The organism is Lysinibacillus sp. 10T31 (assembly GCF_056394365.1).
In genome coordinates this window covers 1-18,541 of sequence record NZ_JBFTHS010000006.1, presented here as the reverse complement: position 1 = coordinate 18,541, position 18,541 = coordinate 1, and the positions used below count along the sequence as shown (strand labels likewise).

The 18,541-nt window shown below is 39.2% G+C and carries 18 protein-coding genes; 16 read left to right on the top strand and 2 right to left on the bottom strand.

Going from position 1 to position 18,541, the window contains the following annotated elements; genetic code table 11:
• Positions 1 to 20: 20 nt before the first annotated feature.
• The 5 genes from AC1DCY_RS04925 to AC1DCY_RS04905 all read left to right on the top strand — a co-directional run bounded on the left by AC1DCY_RS04925 (position 21) and on the right by AC1DCY_RS04905 (position 5,900).
• Complete coding sequence (locus tag AC1DCY_RS04925; protein ID WP_477347981.1) at positions 21 to 518, top strand: NUDIX hydrolase; 498 nt, start codon at positions 21 to 23, stop codon at positions 516 to 518.
• 23 nt (positions 519 to 541) lie between these two features.
• A complete protein-coding gene (locus AC1DCY_RS04920) occupies positions 542 to 2,293 on the top strand; it encodes a LytS/YhcK type 5TM receptor domain-containing protein (protein ID WP_477348201.1) in 1,752 nt (583 codons plus the stop codon).
• 4 nt (positions 2,294 to 2,297) lie between these two features.
• The gene (locus AC1DCY_RS04915) at positions 2,298 to 3,044 is read left to right on the top strand and encodes a LytR/AlgR family response regulator transcription factor (RefSeq protein WP_477347979.1); all 747 of its coding nucleotides are present in this window, start codon (positions 2,298 to 2,300) and stop codon (positions 3,042 to 3,044) included.
• A 118-nt stretch (positions 3,045 to 3,162) separates the two neighbouring features.
• Positions 3,163 to 4,956, top strand: a complete 1,794-nt coding sequence (locus AC1DCY_RS04910) for a carbon starvation CstA family protein (protein WP_477347977.1) — start codon at positions 3,163 to 3,165, stop codon at positions 4,954 to 4,956.
• 614 nt (positions 4,957 to 5,570) lie between these two features.
• A complete protein-coding gene (locus tag AC1DCY_RS04905) occupies positions 5,571 to 5,900 on the top strand; it encodes a YuiB family protein (RefSeq protein ID WP_477347975.1) in 330 nt (109 codons plus the stop codon).
• A 218-nt stretch (positions 5,901 to 6,118) separates the two neighbouring features.
• Here AC1DCY_RS04905 and AC1DCY_RS04900 read toward each other — a convergent pair whose 3' ends face one another.
• On the bottom strand, positions 6,119 to 6,601 hold the full coding sequence (locus tag AC1DCY_RS04900) for a divergent PAP2 family protein (RefSeq protein WP_477347973.1): 483 nt from the start codon (positions 6,599 to 6,601) through the stop codon (positions 6,119 to 6,121).
• 111 nt (positions 6,602 to 6,712) lie between these two features.
• Here AC1DCY_RS04900 and AC1DCY_RS04895 point away from each other — a divergent pair, with 111 nt between their 5' ends.
• The 11 genes from AC1DCY_RS04895 to cysC all read left to right on the top strand — a co-directional run bounded on the left by AC1DCY_RS04895 (position 6,713) and on the right by cysC (position 18,098).
• Positions 6,713 to 8,221: a leucyl aminopeptidase gene (locus AC1DCY_RS04895; protein WP_477347971.1), complete on the top strand. Its 1,509-nt coding sequence runs from the start codon at positions 6,713 to 6,715 to the stop codon at positions 8,219 to 8,221.
• Positions 8,222 to 8,289: 68 nt separating this feature from the next.
• Complete coding sequence (locus AC1DCY_RS04890; RefSeq protein ID WP_477347969.1) at positions 8,290 to 8,499, top strand: uroporphyrin-III methyltransferase; 210 nt, start codon at positions 8,290 to 8,292, stop codon at positions 8,497 to 8,499.
• Positions 8,500 to 8,733: 234 nt separating this feature from the next.
• Positions 8,734 to 9,510, top strand: coding sequence for a uroporphyrinogen-III C-methyltransferase (cobA, locus tag AC1DCY_RS04885; protein ID WP_477347967.1), 777 nt, complete (start codon positions 8,734 to 8,736; stop codon positions 9,508 to 9,510).
• Positions 9,511 to 9,522: 12 nt separating this feature from the next.
• Positions 9,523 to 10,260, top strand: a complete 738-nt coding sequence (locus tag AC1DCY_RS04880) for a sirohydrochlorin chelatase (RefSeq protein WP_477347964.1) — start codon at positions 9,523 to 9,525, stop codon at positions 10,258 to 10,260.
• Positions 10,260 to 10,409 (top strand): YezD family protein, encoded by a 150-nt coding sequence (locus tag AC1DCY_RS04875; RefSeq protein WP_477347962.1) that lies wholly within the window; start codon positions 10,260 to 10,262, stop codon positions 10,407 to 10,409. The genes AC1DCY_RS04880 and AC1DCY_RS04875 overlap by 1 nt, the downstream gene beginning before the upstream one ends.
• Before the next feature lie 63 nt (positions 10,410 to 10,472).
• Entirely contained in the window at positions 10,473 to 12,260 is a 1,788-nt protein-coding gene (locus tag AC1DCY_RS04870; protein WP_477347960.1) for an assimilatory sulfite reductase (NADPH) flavoprotein subunit, read from the top strand.
• Positions 12,261 to 12,347: 87 nt separating this feature from the next.
• A complete protein-coding gene (gene cysI, locus AC1DCY_RS04865; protein WP_477347958.1) occupies positions 12,348 to 14,069 on the top strand; it encodes an assimilatory sulfite reductase (NADPH) hemoprotein subunit in 1,722 nt (573 codons plus the stop codon).
• Positions 14,070 to 14,417: 348 nt separating this feature from the next.
• Positions 14,418 to 15,119, top strand: coding sequence for a phosphoadenylyl-sulfate reductase (locus AC1DCY_RS04860; RefSeq protein WP_477347956.1), 702 nt, complete (start codon positions 14,418 to 14,420; stop codon positions 15,117 to 15,119).
• 12 nt (positions 15,120 to 15,131) lie between these two features.
• Positions 15,132 to 16,196: an inorganic phosphate transporter gene (locus AC1DCY_RS04855; protein WP_477347954.1), complete on the top strand. Its 1,065-nt coding sequence runs from the start codon at positions 15,132 to 15,134 to the stop codon at positions 16,194 to 16,196.
• A gap of 169 nt (positions 16,197 to 16,365) precedes the next feature.
• On the top strand, positions 16,366 to 17,505 hold the full coding sequence (gene sat / locus AC1DCY_RS04850) for a sulfate adenylyltransferase (RefSeq protein ID WP_477347952.1): 1,140 nt from the start codon (positions 16,366 to 16,368) through the stop codon (positions 17,503 to 17,505).
• Positions 17,502 to 18,098 (top strand): adenylyl-sulfate kinase, encoded by a 597-nt coding sequence (cysC, locus tag AC1DCY_RS04845; RefSeq protein WP_477347950.1) that lies wholly within the window; start codon positions 17,502 to 17,504, stop codon positions 18,096 to 18,098. Before sat ends, cysC begins: the two co-directional genes overlap by 4 nt.
• A gap of 220 nt (positions 18,099 to 18,318) precedes the next feature.
• Here cysC and AC1DCY_RS04840 read toward each other — a convergent pair.
• A partial coding sequence (locus tag AC1DCY_RS04840; protein WP_477347949.1) for a hypothetical protein occupies positions 18,319 to 18,541 on the bottom strand: 223 nt, incomplete at its 5' end.

Genomic DNA, 18,541 nt, shown 5'->3' with positions numbered 1-18,541 from the left:
ATATAGAGGTGAAGACGATGATGAAAAAAGATAGAGGAAAAGTTTGGTTAGGTGTTGCGGGAGTTACTGTCAACGAGTTAGGACAATGGCTAGTTGTCAAAAAAGCGTATAGCGGATTAAAGGGAAGATGGTCATTGCCGGCTGGTTTTGTCAATGCTGGCGAAACAGTAGATGAAGCTGTTGTTCGTGAATTGAAAGAAGAAACGGGTATCGATTGCTACGTGTCAGGCTTAATTGGATTTCGAACAGGTGTGATTCGTAGTGACATTAGTGATAATATGGCGATATTTTATTGTCGGATAAAGGATGAGCAGCAGAAGATTTGCATTCAGGAATATGAATTATTAGAAGCGAAATGGATGTATCCAACGGAGCTCGCTCAGGATGAAATGACATCAGTGATGTTAAAGGAAATGGCATCCAACCAATTTGAAAAGCACCAATTAGAGGGGATTGAAGGCATTAATCCAGGAGATGTTTTTGGCTATTCCTCTTATAAATTGTTCTTTAAAAAATAAAGTGACAGAGGAGGGGACCTATGATGGAGCTATTTTTGTTTATGCTAGAGCGAGTTGGGCTAATCATTGTGTTTGCCTTTTTAATGTCAAGATGGCGGCTCTTTCGGGGAGTATTATTTCAAGATCAAGGGGTTAAGGAAAAGGTTTGGCTTATTATTATTTTTAGTGCTTTAAGTATAGTGAGCAGCTATACAGGGATAAAGATCGAAAGTGGGTCTATCAATCCTTTAAATCAAATGATACATAGCACTATAAATGCAGAGGAAGCTATCGCGAATACGAGGCTAATTGGCGTAGCGATTGCTGGTATTTTTGGTGGGCCACTTGTTGGTGTTAGCGTAGGGGTTATTGCAGGGATTCATCGTATTACCCTTGGCGGTTTTACAGCGGTTGCCTGTGGTGTTTCGACAATACTAGCAGGATTCATTACTGGTAGTTTAAGTAAGCAATTAAAAATACGTCAAACCTTCTCTTATAAAAAAGCTGTTATCATCGGAATTTGTGCAGAGACTTTACAAATGATTGTTATTTTACTAGTGGCAAAACCATTTGAACAAGCTTTGCAATTAGTTTCTTTAATAGCGCTACCGATGATTTTTATGAATGCCTTTGGGATTTTGATATTTTTCATTATTATCAAAACTTTTATTGATGAGGAAGAGCGCACAAAAGCATTACAAACACACCAAGCCTTTTCTATTGCCCAACAAACAATTGAACATTTTCGTAAAGGGTTAAATGAAGAATCCTGCCGAACGGTTGCGGAAATTATTAAAAGAGAGATTGAAGTTGATGCTGTCGCGATTACGGATACAAATGGGATTTTAGCACATGTAGGAGTAGGCGAGGACCATCATGTCATTCATCAAGAAATAATGACGGCTTTAACGAAACGGGTATTAGTAGAAGGACGCATTATTACAGCGACGTCAGCAAAAGAAATCAGCTGTCCACATGAATATTGTCCGTTAAGTGCTGCGATTGTCTTACCTTTAAAAGTACAGCATAAAACGGTAGGTACCTTAAAGCTATATTTTATCAATGTTTCTTCATTAACTGGGGCCAAAAAGGAGCTTGCTGAGGGCCTCAGTCGACTATTTTCCTCGCAGCTTGAATATGCTGAAATTGAGCAGCAAAGAAAGCTATTGAAGGATGCCGAAATTAAAGCGCTACAAGCACAGGTTCATCCGCATTTCTTTTTTAACAGTCTCAATACTATTTCAAGTTTGATTCGAACGGATGCTGATGAGGCTAGAGCATTATTGATAAAGCTTAGTACGTTTTTTAGGAGTAATTTGCAAGGAGCTCGTCAAATGCTAATTCCGTTAAAAAATGAAATTGACCATGTGGAGGCTTATTTGTCGATTGAACAAACAAGGTTTCCGAACCGCTATGATGTGCAATTTCACTTAGATGAATCACTTTTTGACGTACAAATCCCCCCATTTACCTTACAGCCACTTGTTGAAAATGCCATTTATCATGCCTTTAAAAATCGTAAGGAAGGCAAAATTGACGTAAAGGTGCAACGAATTAATAATAAGCTATTGCTGTTAACAGAGGATAATGGCTGTGGGATGAGAAAAGAGCAGGTTAAACAGCTTGGCAAAACGATCATGCAATCCGAGCAAGGGACAGGGACAGCTTTATGGAATATTTATCAGCGTATTCATGAAATTTATGGAACTGAGGCGGATTTTCACATTTCAAGTACGTTGGATGTTGGCACGAAAATTATGATTCAGCTGCCTTTAAAAGCCACAAGATGGGAGTAGAACTATGTTAAATGTCTATATAGTAGATGATGAACCGTTAGCAAGGGCTGAATTGCGCTATTTATTGGAGCAAACAAAGTTAGTCCAGATCATTGGAGAATCGGAGGATCTGGAGGACCTACTGCAGGACCCACAGTTTGAGCAGATTGATTGTGTGTTTTTAGATATTCAGCTAGGGGTAAATAATGGCCTTGAATTAGCAAAACAGCTGCAACAAAGCATACTTAAACCTGAAATTATTTTTGCTACTGCTTATGATGAGTATGCATTACAGGCATTCGAAGTAAACGCCTTTGATTATATTTTAAAACCATTCGAGCCAGAGCGTGTACAAAGTGCAGTTGAAAAGCTAGGGGCGAAAAGAAGAGCAACGCAGGCTAAAACGATGGAGAAAATAAAGCATTTACAATTGGACAAGCTTGATAAATTAACAGTTTATATAAATGATCGAATCTTGCTTATTAATATACAGGAAATTTTATATTGTACATCTGAAGATAGTAAGACGATTGTTGTCACTGAGAAAGGGAAATATTTTGCCTCAGAGTCGTTAGCTGCTTTGGAGAATAAACTTGCTTTAAAAGGTTTTGTGCGTGTCCATCGGGCATTTATCGTCAATTTAGAACATATTGAAGAACTGGAGCCTTGGAGTAGCTCTAAATACAATTTGATTTTGCATAATAGGCATTCGATACCTGTCAGCAGGCTTTATATGAAAGATGTGCGCAAGATATTTCAGCTATCAAAATAACTGCATTTCAACAGTAGAAAACACCCTTTCAACTTAAAATTCTGACATTTCGGTGAATTTTACGAATAATTGTTTAATTCATTTGCTATGATGTGGAAAACGTAAAAGGAGTGATAACATGAATGCTATTACAATTGTAATAGGTTCCATTTGTGTACTGATGATTAGCTATCGTTTGTATGGCATATTTTTCACAAAGAAGGTACTTAAGATAAAAGATGATACGCCCACCCCAGCGCACGCTATGGAGGATGGTAAAGACTATGTTCCGACGAATAAATGGGTAACATTTGGGCATCATTTTGCAGCGATTGCAGCAGCAGGACCGTTAGTTGGACCTATTTTAGCTGCACAATTTGGATATTTGCCAGGGCTCCTTTGGTTGTTAATTGGTGCGGTAATCGGTGGTGCAGTACATGATGCTGTAGTGTTATTCGCTTCTATGCGCCATGGAGGAAAATCGTTATCAGAGGTTATGAAGAAGGAGTTAGGACCTGTTGCAGGATTCTGTACAGGCCTTGCGATGCTTTTCATTATTACAATTACAATGGCCGGGCTATCGATGGTTGTCCTTGGTGCGTTGGAGCGAAATCCATGGGGAACTTTTGCGGTAGGGATTACTATTCCAATAGCGATGCTTGTTGGTATTGCTTATCGTAAAACGGGAAATTTAATTGTTACGTCAACAGTTGGCTTTATTTTGTTAATGGTCGGTGTATTTATTGGACCGATGATTCAAGGAACAGCATTTGGTGATTTTTTAACGTTTGACCGTAATACTTTAGCTATTATTCTACCTATCTATGCATTCTTTGCGGCGGCATTACCTGTTTGGCTCTTATTAGCGCCGCGTGATTATTTAAGTAGTTTCATGAAAATTGGCGTATTTATTGCGTTAATCATTGGGGTCTTTTTCGTGAACCCAATCATTCAATTCCCACCAATTACAGAGTTTATTCATGGTGGTGGTCCAGTAATTGCTGGTCCAGTATGGCCATTCGTCTCCATTACAATTGCTTGTGGAGCTATTTCCGGCTTCCATGCGTTTGTTGGCTCTGGGACAACGCCGAAAATGATTGATCGTTGGGAAGATATTCGCATCGTTGGTTTCGGGGCTATGCTTGTAGAATCTTTAGTAGGGGTAATGGCTTTAATCGCAGCAACGGCCCTTCATCCTGCAGATTATTTTGCGATTAATTCAGCTCCAGCAGTCTTTGCTACATTAGGAATGGAGCCGGTTCATTTACATGCATTAGCCGAAAGTATTGGGATGGATTTAGAAGGACGTACAGGTGGAGCTGTAACTCTAGCAGTTGGGATGACTGATATTTTCACGGGGATTCCTTGGTTTGCTGAACTGTCTTCTTACTTCTATCAATTCGTTATCATGTTTGAAGCGGTCTTTATTTTAACTGCAATTGATGCTGGGACACGTGTAGCGCGCTATTTAATTCAAGATTTTGGCGGCAATGTCTACAAGCCGCTGAAGCAAACAAATTGGCTTCCAGGTACAATCTTTGCAAGTGCACTGGCATGCTTTATGTGGGGCTATTTATTGTATTCAGGAGATATCAGTTCGATTTGGGTATTATTTGGCGTTTCGAATCAGTTGATGGCGACAATCGGTTTAGTATGTGGTGTAACAATGGTCTTAAAAGTTGCAGATAAGCGAATCTACGCTTTAACATGTTTTATCCCATTAGCCTATTTATATGTCACTGTAAATGTAGCGGGCCTTTGGATGATTAAAAATGTTTATTGGAATACAGCGGCTGCCGGTTACAATATGTTAAATGGTGTATTGTCCGTTATTATGTTAATTTTAGGCTTGATAATTGTGATAGCCGCCTTTAAAAAATGGGCAGAGCTTTGGAAGTCACCGAGGTTTTTATTATCACAAACAGCTTCATAGTGAAAAGCGAGAAACTATTGAAAATTAGTCGTATACTAGTTTTCAATAGTTTTTTAATTTCTTAATTATGGTTCATCTATAAGTTGAATGTCGATAAAATTCAAAAGTTGGGTGATAAAACGTGAAAGTTAGTAGATAAAATTTAAAAGTTAGTAGATAAAACGTGAAAGTTAGTAGATAAAACTCAAAAGTTGGGTGATAAAACGTAAAGGTGTTCCGATAAAACTCAAAAGTTGGATGTCATTCTGTTAAAAGGTATGTCATGTGAATCAGTTGATTTTCGTTCCGACTGCGTCACAGATGAGACGCTGCAGCGAGCACATAGGGGAACGAAGGCTAAAACCATCATGTTCTGTGATAACGCCTTCGTGACCAACATCGTACTGTTGCCGCCTCGCTTTCGCGCAGATAAAGCTCTTTTGCTGACGCTACGCTTTCGCGCACAAAACATTTGTTGCCCCAAGCGGCTCTCGGACGCCCCAGGAAAGCGCCCAGTCGAAACGGAAATCAACCACACCATAAATATGACGAACAAGCGAAATCAAGGATATGTTCATTGAAAGCGTTGTAGTAATCATGTAAACTAATGAGAGGAAAACGGAGGTTATACATACATGGATGGTCCAGTTTCATTAGTACAGTTAATCATTTCAATTTTGTTATTTTTTGTCATGTTCTTTGGTATTGGATTTTTATTGAATATGCTTCTGCGAATGACATGGTTAATGGCAATAGTGTATCCAATTGTTGTCATCTTTATTGTCGATGATGTAAGCTTTTTAGATTATATTTTTAAGCCAGGTTCTGCATTTCCAGCACTTTTAGATAAGTTGCAAGCACTGCATTTAGTAGATATTGCAATCTTATCTGGTGGCTTTGCCGGTTCAATTGTTGCGGGAATTGTCATGATTTATTTGCGTAAAAGTGGTTATCGAATGTTTTAACTTCTTTCAGTATTTTTCTTTCGGAGGAGAGAAGAATACTGATTTTTTTTTTTTTTTTTGAATGTTTCCGATAAAACTAGAAAAACTTCCGATAAAACGTGAAATGTTTCCGATAAATTTCAAAATTGTTCCGATAAAATCACAAATGTTTCCGATAAATCTCAAAATTGTTCCGATAAATAAAAAAACACAGCCTCGATATGAGGATGTGTCTGTTTTCACAAAATAAACTGGTATGTGATGATGGCGATAAAAATGCCAGTTAATGCCCCGAATAATACCTCGCTCCGTTTATGGCCTAGCAATGTTTTTAGCTCTTCCATTTTTTCTTGCCCATCCATCTGTGGCCATTTTTTTAAATCATGAAGCAATGTTTGAAAGTCCTTACGCAGTTGATTTAATACAGCTGCATGTTGACCTGCCTGATAGCGTACACCACTCGCATCATACATAACGATAAATGAAAACATAGCGGCTACAGCAAAAATTGGGGAATCTAATCCTGTTTCATAGGCAATAGAGGTTGTTAGTCCTGTTACGGAAGCGGAGTGTGAACTAGGCATTCCCCCGGTGGAAGTAAATAATCCCCAGTTAATCTTTCTTGTCATTAAAAAATGAATAGGGATTTTAACAAACTGTGCAAAGAGAACTGCAAAAAGGGCAACGAGTAAAGGGGTATTTTGAAGTAAACTCATAATCATCACAACCTTCACTTATAATTACATTTATTATAACATTCATTATTTTCTAAAAGCCAAATATTACGCGTTTTCTGAAACTTAGGTATAATAGAATTGAATGGAGGAATTTACATGCATATTGTAAAAGAAGCAAAAACATTTGAAACGATTTCTACTGAGGTGTTAGTAGTAGGAGTCACTAAACATCGTGAGCAAATGCAGGATTGGGCAAGCTTTTCATCATTTTACGGGGAATCCCTGGACGCGTGGATTAGTACAGGGGATGTTTCTACTGAACTAAAAAAAATGACGAAATTGCCATTCCTGAAAGACCATACAAATCTTAAACGTATTTTATTTGTTGGTTTAGATGAGCGTAAAAATTTAACAGAAGGCGATATTCGTGCAGCATTTGGATTGCTTGGCAAGGAACTAAGAGCTTTAAAGGTTAAGGAATATTCCATTTGGCTTGAGTCGTTTACGACAGAGTCGATTACTGTAACAGATGTTGCCTTTTTAGCTGGTGAAGGAACAGGTCTTGGTTATTATTCAATTCCTCATTACAAAACAACATCAAATGAAGTAGATAAACGCATTGACGCTGTTCACCTTGTGACTACTGCTAATGATTTAGATGAAGTGGTGGCAAGCTTTGAGGTGGGTGCTATTTATGCAAATGCAGTAAATGAAGCACGTAGCTTAATTAATTTACCACCAAACTTACTGACAGCGACAGACTTAGCTAATTATGCAGAGTCCCTTGCAATCGAGTACGATTTTGAAGTGGAAATTTTAGATAAAGCACAAATAGAGGAGCTTGGTATGGGGGGTATTCTATGTGTCAATCAAGGCTCCCATGAAGAACCTCGTTTAATAACTTTAAAATATAAAGCGACTGAAGATTTTGACGATCCAATTGGCCTTGTCGGCAAAGGGGTTACGTATGATACAGGTGGCTATTCCTTAAAGCCAAAAGATTCAATGGTAGGCATGAAGGGTGATATGGGCGGTGCTGCAGCTGTGCTAGGTGCCATGAAAATCATCGGTGAATTACGTCCTAACAAAAATGTCTTAGCAGTTATTGGCTCTACCGATAATATGGTATCTGACACAGCATTTAAGCCAGATGATGTCATCACAACATATAGTGGTAAGACAGTAGAAGTTTTAAATACCGATGCAGAAGGACGTTTAGTATTAGCAGATGCTACTACATATGCTAAGCAACAAGGAGCTACTTCTCTAATCGATGTTGCAACGTTAACAGGAGGAGTAATTACAGCACTTGGTATGGATAAAACAGGTGCACTTTCTAATGACGATGAATTCTTTGCTACTTTCATGGAAGCTGCACAGGAAACTGATGAATTTGTGTGGCGCATGCCTTTAACAGAAAATGATAAAAAACGAATTCGTAAATCAGACGTCGCTGATTTAAATAATTCTCCTGGTCGTGATGGACACATGATTTTTGGTGGAGGCTTTGTTGGTGAGTTTGTTGGTGATACACCTTGGATTCACTTAGATATTGCAGGAACATCAGATGCGATTGCTGTACATGACCTAGGCCCAAAAGGTGGTACAGGTGTAATGGTACGTACTCTAGCAAACTTCGTGCAACGTTTAGGAGAAGAAAAATAGAATAGGCAATGGACATGTGATATATGCATCCCCCTACATACGATAGAGTAAAAAAGGGAGGAAGCTTAATGACATTCTTCGGAGGTTATCCAGGAGGTGGCTTTTGGCCAATTGGTGGGCCGTTTTTGGGAGGATTTTTAGGAAGTTTTCTTGGATCACAGTTTGGCCCATCTCCATTTTATCCGCCGTTTTATCGACCATATCCACCGTTTTACCGTCCGGGTCCACCGTTTTTCCGACCAGGTCCACCGTTTGGAGGGCATCGTAGATTCTATTAGATCTCAAAAAAACCAGATGTCAGCAAGTGACACCTGGTTTTTTCTTTAATAGGTTACATTAAAAGAAATAAAATGTTGACAGAATATACAACATTATTTATTATTCTTATTATATTACTAAGAATTAAATACATAGCTGACTAGCAAACTAGAGGCTCTTATTATTTACAGGCATTGCTCTGCCTATGAATAATTGGAGTCTTTTTTTTATCTGACGAGAGGGAGTGAAATCGAATGGGGAAAGTTTTTATAGTGGGTGCTGGTCCTGGCGATGTGGATCTTATCACAGTAAAAGGATTGCGGTGTATCGAATGTGCAGATGTCATTCTGTATGACAGACTCATTAATAAGACACTACTATCCTATGCTAAACAAGAGGCTAAGCTCATCTTTTGCGGTAAGCTACCTCAGCAGCACGCCATGATTCAAGAGCAAATTAATCAATCACTTGTCAGCTATGCACAGCAAGGATTGATTGTAACGAGATTAAAGGGAGGCGACCCCTTCGTGTTTGGAAGGGGGGCTGAGGAAGCAGAGGTGCTAGCTCAGCATAATATTCCATTTGAAATTGTGCCTGGCATTACTTCAGGGATAGCAGCTCCTGCCTATGCAGGGATTCCTGTTACACATCGTGACTTAAGCTCAAGTTTTGCAGTGGTTACTGGCCATATGAGAGAGGGCAAGGATGATGCTATCCAATGGGAAAGTCTAGCAAAAGGGATTGATACGATTGCTATTTATATGGGGGTCGGTAACCTTCCTTATATCCGTCAGCAGCTACTTAAGTATGGGCGTGATCAAGAAACACCAATAGCGCTCATTCATTGGGGTACATTTTCTCAACAAAAAACAGTCACAGGTACTTTAGCTAATATTGAAGAACTAGTGCAACGAGAAAACATTCAAAATCCAAGCGTAATTGTAGTAGGGAAAGTTGTGACTTTGAGGGAAACAATTCAATGGTTCGAACAAAACATTCCACAGCCACAGTTAACAGAAATTTCTGTGTAAGGATGTGGGGGTATGCAAGCTATTTTATATATCGCTCATGGAAGTAGAGTGAAGGCAGGAGTAGAGCAAGCCGTAACCTTTCTAAAGAGTGTACAACAGGAGATTAATATACCGATTCAAAAAATTAGTTTTTTAGAACTCGCGACGCCGACAATTGCTGAAGGTATAGCAAGCTGTATTAACCAAGGGGCTACAGCTATAGCTATCGTGCCTATTTTATTGCTTGCCGCTCAGCATGCAAAGCACGATATTCCAAAAGAAATTGATCAAGCAAAAAAACAGCATCCACAAGTGCGATTTACATACGGTGAACCACTTGGTGTCCATGAATTATTAATTGATACATTACAGACTAGAATTTTAGAAGCAAGGTGCCCTACTAACGATGCAAGTGTTTTACTTATAGGTCGTGGGAGTAGTGATCCTGCAGTAAAGAGCGATTTAGATAAAATTGCAACTAGATTACGTGACAAATATGCTTATAAAGCTGTAGACACATGTTTTTTATATGGAATGGGTCCTACGTTTGAAGAGTGGTTACAACAAGAAAATAAGGACAATCAAGTATTTATAGTGCCGTATCTGTTGTTTACTGGGATTTTGCGTCAACGTATAACAAAACGATTACAAGATTATGAGAATAAGAACATTATTTTATGTGAAAGTTTAGGCTATGACGACAATGTAAGGAAAGTTTTAGTGGAACGTATTTATCGATTGTTAAAATTTACCGAGGAAGGTGTTTTGTAATGATAGATAAAAGAAATGAAAATGTAAATTTAGCATTAGATAATGTTCGCCAAATTTTAAATACTGTGAACCACGGATCAATTACATTGATTGTGCAAAATTTCTATGTTGTCCAAATTGAAAAGAAGGAAAAAATCCGACTTCGATAATAACGTTTTTGTCAGACAAATTATCAAGAGTAGAAAATGATACGAATACGTGAGGTGGCAAGATTGAAACTGCAAGTAGTGAATAGTCCATTTAATGAGGAGCAGGTAAAGCTGTTAAATGAGCTGCTTCCTAAACTGACAGGAGAACAGAGGGTGTGGTTAAGCGGCTATTTAAGTGCTCCACTAGCAACTATTGATTCTGTTGTCGAAAAAGCAACGCCGATAGTAAAAGCAAGCACCAAGACAGTGACGATTTTATATGGTTCACAAACAGGCAATAGCCAGGGGTTAGCTGAAAAATATGCCTCAGCCTTGAAAGATAACGATGTCGACGTAACTATTTCATCGCTAGCAACGTTTAAACCAAATAATTTAAAAAAGGTAACGAATCTTTTACTTATTGTTAGCACACATGGGGAAGGGGATCCGCCTGATCAAGCGATACAGTTCTACGATTTTTTGCATAGTAAGCGTGCTCCTAAGTTAGAGCATCTTCATTATTCTGTACTAGCATTAGGAGATAGTTCTTACGAGTTTTTCTGTAAAACGGGAAAGGACTTTGATGAGCAGTTTGCAAAATTAGGGGCAACTACAATCGTACCTCGCACAGATTGTGATGTAGATTATGATGACACGGCAGCACAATGGTTTTCTGCTGTTCAGCAGGAGTTGTTGCAACAGACCGATATAGCTGCTACATCGACTACACAATATCAGACAGCACATGGAGACACTACATATTCTCGTAAAAATCCGTTTTATGCAGAAGTACTTGAAAACATTAATTTAAACGGCCGCGGATCAAATAAAGAAACACGCCATATTGAATTATCCATCGAAGGTGCAAGTTTCCACTTCGAACCAGGAGATAGTATCGGTATTCAACCAGATAATGATGCAAAGCTAGTGGATGCTTTAATCACAGCGTTACAGTTTGATCCACAAACGGATGTAACCGTCTTCGAAGAAACGCTACCATTAAAAGATGCATTACAAAAAAAATTAGAAATTACAGTGCTGTCAAAGCCGTTGTTACAAAAAATTAGTGCCTATACGGTTCATCAGCAATTTACAAAGTTACTTGAAGACTCTAATTCCTGGAAGGACTATGCAAAAGGAAGAGATTTACTTGACGTTGTGCAAGACTTTGCACCATTTATATGGGATGCGCAGCAATTTGTAGATTTACTACGTAAAATTCCAGCACGTCTATATTCCATTGCTAGTAGTCAAAAGGCAAATAGTGAAGAAGTACATTTAACAATTGGGAAAGTAAGCTATGAGACGAATGGACGACAACGTCTTGGTGTTTGCTCCGGCAGTGTAGCGGAACGTATTCAAATTGGAGATACACTACCGATATATGTTCATAAAAATCCGAACTTTAGATTACCAGAGCATGAGGACACACCGATTATTATGATTGGTGCTGGCACAGGTGTAGCTCCGTATCGTGCATTTTTGGAGGAGCGTGAGGAATTAGGCGTCGAAGGAAAAGCGTGGCTAATTTTGGGTGATCAACATTTTGTCACAGACTTCCTTTATCAAACGGATTGGCAGAGTTGGCTTACTTCAGGCACGCTCAGTCAAATGCATGTCGCCTTTTCACGTGATACAGATAGAAAAATATATGTTCAACATAAAATTGAGGAAAATGCTGTGGCCTTTTATGAATGGCTAGAGCAAGGAGCTGTCATTTATGTCTGTGGCGATGAAAAATCGATGGCTGCTGATGTTGATGCAACAATACTTCGCGTTATTGAACAACAGGGACAAAAAACGCCAGAGGAAGCTAAAGCCTTTGTCCAAGAGCTAAAACAGCAGAAACGCTATCAACGTGACGTTTATTAACTGCTTTCGGCAATTGTTTTATGTAGCGAAAGCAAAGCGACAGCTACAATTATGCCGAGGCATAATTGATTAAAGGAGCGATAACAAATGACAGGGAAAATTATTCTACCTCCACAACCAGGGAAGCCGAGTGATGTAGAACGTATTAAAAGCGACAGTAATTATCTACGCGGAACATTAGAGCGTACGATGAACAATCCATTAAGTTCGGGTATTCCAGAGGATGATAATCGTCTAATGAAGTTCCATGGTAGTTATTTACAAGACGATCGCGATCTTCGTAATGAACGCCAGCGTCAAAAGCTTGAGCCTGCCTATCAATTTATGGTGCGTGTACGTACACCGGGCGGAGCAGCTACTCCAGCACAATGGCTTGTAATGGATGAATTGGCGAGAAAGTATGGTAACGGCTCCTTAAAATTAACGACACGTCAGGCATTCCAAGTGCACGGTATTTTAAAATGGAATGTTAAAAAATATATGCAGGAAATTAATGAGGTGTTATTAGATTCTCTTGCAGCCTGCGGAGATGTCAATCGTAATGTGATGTGTAATGTGAATCCTAACCAATCCGCATTACATGAGGAAATCTATAATTGGTCTGCCAAATTAAGTGAGCATTTACTACCTAGAACAAGGGCTTACCATGAACTATGGCTAGATGGTGAAAAGGTAGTTGACACTCAAGATGAAGAAATTGAACCTATATACGGTGCGCAATATTTGCCACGTAAATTTAAAATTGGTATTGCTATTCCGCCAAGTAATGATGTGGACGTATTCTCACAAGATATAGGGTTAATTGCAATTGTCGAGGAGGATAAGCTAATAGGTTTTAATGTAGCAGTTGGCGGAGGGATGGGCATGACACATGGCGATCATGAAACATACCCACAGCTTGCTCGTATAATAGGCTTTATCACACCTGATAAACTACTGGAAACAGCGGAGAAAATTATTACGATTCAGCGTGATTATGGGAATCGTTCGGTTCGTAAAAATGCACGTTTTAAATATACAATTGATGCAAGAGGACTTGAATGGTTTAACGAAGAATTAACACGTCGTCTAGGCTGGGATATTCAAGAGGCTCGTCCATTTACTTTTAATCGCACGAGTGATGAGTTTGGCTGGATTAAAGGTGTAAAAGGTCAATGGCATTATACATTATTTATTCAAAATGGTCGTATTAAGGACTTTGAAAATTATGAGCTTTTAACAGGATTACGTGAAATTGCGAAGATGCATACGGGTGATTTCCGCTTAACGCCAAACCAAAATTTAATGATTAGTAATGTAACGCCGCAAAAGAAGAAAGAAATCGCTGCTATTATTGAGCAATATAACCTTACAGATGGTGCACACTATTCTGCTTTGCGCCGTAATTCGATTGCTTGCGTATCATTACCGACATGCGGTTTAGCCATGGCAGAAGCGGAGCGTTACCTGCCTTCTCTTATTACAAAAATTGATACAATCATTGATGAAGCAGGCTTAAACGATACTGAAATCGTTATTCGCATGTCAGGCTGTCCGAATGGTTGCTCTCGTGCAGCAATGGCTGAAATTGGCTTTATCGGTAAAGGTCCAGGGAATTATAATATGTATTTAGGAGCAAGCTTTACTGGTAATCGTCTCAATAAAATTTATCGTGAAAATATAGATGAAGAGGAGATATTAGCGGAGCTTCGTCCAATCCTTCTTCGCTATGCGAAGGAACGTCTAGAGGGCGAGCATTTCGGTGATTTTGTTATTCGTGCGGGTTATGTTACAGCCGTGTACGACGGACGAGATTTTCATCATAAATAAAATAATAGCCGTGTAGCAAATGTCTATGCTACATGGCTTATAGTGTTGAAAAACAAAATGATCAAGGTACTAGTTGTGAATGCTCGGGGCTTTAAAAAGGGTGATTTCTGTTCCAGGCTACTCATTATAATCCCATTGGAATGAATTTTTGCAAAAAACCTAGTTGACTACTAGGTGTACTTTAGTATATATTGGGTAATAAGAAAAAATGATTGTAGAACGAGGTAGCCAATACCAGTGAACAATCATTAAATAATGAGCTGGCTAGTCAAACTAGAGGCGTTTTAACAAAGACATGTATATATGTCTTTCGTTAGAACGCCTCTTTTTCGTTATGAGGAGGATTATATGCTAACATATGCAACTTGGCATGAGCCAACATTGAATTTTCAGGTAGACGAAACGTATAAGGCTGCACTAGAGGTTTTACAGTGGAGTTATGCTGAATATGGTGAGGATATCGTCTATGCATGTAGCTTTGGGATTGAGGGAATGGTCTTGATTGACCTTATTTCAAAGGTGAAGCCTAATGCTACGATTATCTTTTTAGATACAGATGTTCATTTTAAGGAAACATATGAAACGATTGAAAAAGTAAAAGAAAAATATCCACAGCTGAACATTATTATACAAAAACCAGCACTTACACTCGAACAACAAGCAACTGAATTCGGTGATGAATTGTGGAAGTCTAATCCAAATAAATGTTGCGAAATTCGCAAGATTGTTCCGTTACATGAAGCGTTAACGGGCGCAAAGGCTTGGATATCAGGCTTACGACGTGAACAATCACCAACCCGACAAAATACGAACTTTATCAATTGTGACGATAAATTTCAGTCTATTAAAATTTGTCCACTCATTCATTGGACATGGAAGGATGTCTGGCGTTATGTCTCAAAGCATGATTTGCCGTACAATCCATTGCATGATAAAGGCTATCCAAGCATTGGCTGCGAGCATTGTACAAAACCAGCATTTACAATGGATGATTTGCGTTCAGGTAGGTGGCAGGGGTCTGGTAAAACTGAGTGTGGATTACATGAGTAAAGGAGTTTTGCCATGCTTGAATATGTAGCAATAGCGATTAGTTTATTTTTTGCGATGAATATAGGTGCTAGTGGAGCGGCAGCCTCAATGGGAGTTGCTTACGGAGCAGGTGCCATCAAAAAAGCTTGGCAAGCATTGCTCATTTGCTCAGTAGGTGTTTTTTTGGGGGCAGTTCTTGGTGGTGGAGAGGTAGTAAAAACAATCAGCTCCGGCATAATGCCAAAGGAGTACATTACAGTAAAGATTGTCATTATTATTTTGATTTCTGCGACAAGCTCACTATTTCTCGCCAATCTTTTAGGCATCCCATTATCAACAAGTGAAGTGACAGTAGGAGCAGTTGTAGGTGTAGGGATTGCCTACAAAGTGTTATATATTAAATCATTGCTTGTCATCATATCGTTTTGGGTAATAGTGCCAATTGTGGCGTTTGTCATTGCATTTTTCTTTGGGAAGTGGCTGTATAAATTACGTGTTAAGGGCTTGTTAAAAGATCATTCAATATTAACGATCCTCCTTGTGTTCGCTGGATTTTTCGAAGCCTTTTCAGCAGGGATGAATAACGTAGCAAATGCAGTTGGACCTCTCGTTGGTGCAGGAATGATGAGTGTAACAACAGGGATATTGCTTGGTGGGGCATTTGTGGCGCTTGGCGCAATGCTACTTGGAAAACGAGTGCTTGAAACAAACGGGAAAAAAATTATGCGCTTTGAGAAAGCAGAAGGGATACTAATATCGTGTACAGGTGCACTACTAGTCAGTATAAGCTCTATCTTTGGGCTTCCCGTGCCGTTAACACAAGTAACATCCTCTTCGATTATCGGAATGGGGATGGCCAAAAACGGGAAACAAATTTTTCATAAGCATATTGTGAAAAAAATAATCCGTATTTGGATTGTCTCACCAATCCTTTCTTTAGTCATCTCCTATTTTTTAGTTCAGCTATTCTTAGAGAAAGATTTCTATACCATCGTATTAATTGGCAGTATTATTGTTGGAACGCTTGGTGTCATTAGCTTAATGCGAACAATGCGTGAAGAAGAACGCTCAATATACGATGCGGGTGAAGGAATATAAATACCTGGTTGAGGGGAAAGCCGATCAAATCAGAGGAGAAGCTGATTCTTTTGAAAGGAAGGGATCAATCACAGAAGCCTCAATTTGCCTAAGACGAAAAATCAATAAAATATGCAAATACACTAAAAAATAAAACTGAGTAATTCAATGGAATTAGGAGGAGATTTTTATGAGTTTACAACCACATGGTGGACTATTAGTGCAAGTCTTTAATCCAGACAAGGATGTAACGCATATAAATAAAGTTATTGAGATTGATGCCATTGCACTTAGTGATCTAGAGTTAATTGCTATCGGTGGTTACAGTCCAATTGAAGGTTTTTTAACACAGGAAGATTATGAATCAGTTGTTGAACATACACGTTTAGCGTCAGGCGTGGTTTGGAGTATTCCGATTACATTACCTGTAGCAAAGGAGGTAGCGGCAACATTGCAGCCTGGTGATGAGGCAAAACTAGTATACGGTGATGCTGTTTATGGTGTTATTGAAGTTGCCGATATTTATGAGCCAAATAAACGGAATGAGGCATTGTTAATATACGGCACGGAGGATTTACAGCATCCAGGTGTTAAAAAGTTGCATGAACGTCCAAATATTTATGTGGGGGGGAAAATTACATTAGTAAAACGTCTAGAGCAAAATTTTCCTGCCTATTCATTCGATCCGCTTGAAACACGAAAGCTTTTTGCTGAAAAGAGTTGGAAAACAATTGTTGGCTTCCAAACTCGGAATCCTGTGCATCGAGCACATGAATATATTCAAAAGGCTGCACTTGAAACAATTGATGGTTTATTTTTAAATCCGCTAGTTGGGGAAACGAAGTCAGACGATGTTTCAGCCGCAATTCGCATGGAAAGTTACGAAGTTTTACTACAAAATTATTATCCTGAAAATCGCGTGCAATTAGGTGTATTTCCAGCTGCAATGCGTTATGCAGGACCAAAGGAAGCTATTTTCCATGCACTTGTACGAAAAAATTATGGCTGTACGCACTTTATCGTTGGGCGTGACCATGCAGGTGTTGGCGATTACTATGGCACATACGATGCACAAAAAATCTTTGAACAATTTACGGAAGATGAATTAGGAATTGTTCCATTAAAATTTGAGCATAGCTTCTATTGCAACATATGTGAAGGGATGGCAACGACGAAAACTTGTTCTCATGATAGCTCAGCACATGTCATTTTATCGGGTACTAAGGTTCGTGAAATGTTACGTAATGGCGAAGTACCTCCAAGTACATTTAGCCGTAAAGAGGTTGTAGATGTCCTAATTAAAGGGATGCGTAAGGAGGTTTTAAAGTGAGTTCAAACATCGTTTGGCATGAAGCGTCCATTACGAAAGAGGAGCGACGTACACAAAACAAGCATCAAAGCTTTATTTTATGGTTCACTGGTTTATCAGCATCAGGAAAATCTTCTGTGGCGAATGCCTTTGCGCGCCGACTCTTTGAACGGGGCAATCAAGCATTTGTCTTAGATGGTGATAATGTTCGCCATGGCTTAAATAAAGATTTAGGATTTGATGAAGCAGGTCGAAAGGAAAATATCAGACGTATTGGAGAGGTATCTAAGCTTTTTGTGGAAAATGGACAAATTGTTCTAACTGCTTTTATTTCACCTTACCGAGAAGATCGTCAAGTTGTCCGTGAGCTTGTGGAAACAGGGGAATTTATAGAGGTTTATGTGAAGTGTTCTGTTGAAACGTGTGAAATGCGTGATCCGAAGGGGCTTTATAAAAAAGCACGCAATGCGGAAATTCCAAACTTTACTGGGATTAGTGCCCCCTATGAAGAACCGGGAAATCCAGAAATTATTTTAGACACAGAACTCCATTCTATCGAAGAATGCGTAGAACAGCTCACAGACATATTAACTTCAAAAGGATATATATACTAAATCTGTTTTCTTAAAGAATCTGCTTACTTATGATGAGCAGATTTTTTTAACTTCTTTCAGCGAATGTTTAGTGTACCGAAAGCGTAGCGACAGGTACAGCAATCTCCCATCTCTAAAGGCGGTGAAACGAATGCGGGTTTAAGTTACTTTTCAGCGGGTGTACAAACATCCGCTGAAATAGAGGAACTCAGTCTATGAACGCCACGTCCTGTGACAACGACTAAGTGACCAACTTCGGTGCTGTTGCCGTTGCCGCTTCGCTTTCGCGCAGATAAAACCCTTTTGCTGTCGCTTCGCTTCGCAGATAAAACCCTTTTGCTGTCGCTTCGCTTCGCAGATAAAACCCTTTTGCTGTCGCTTCGCTTCGCAGATAAAACCCTTTTGCTGTCGCTTCGCTTCGCAGATAAAACCCTTTTGCTGTCGCTTCGCTTCGCTTCGCTTCG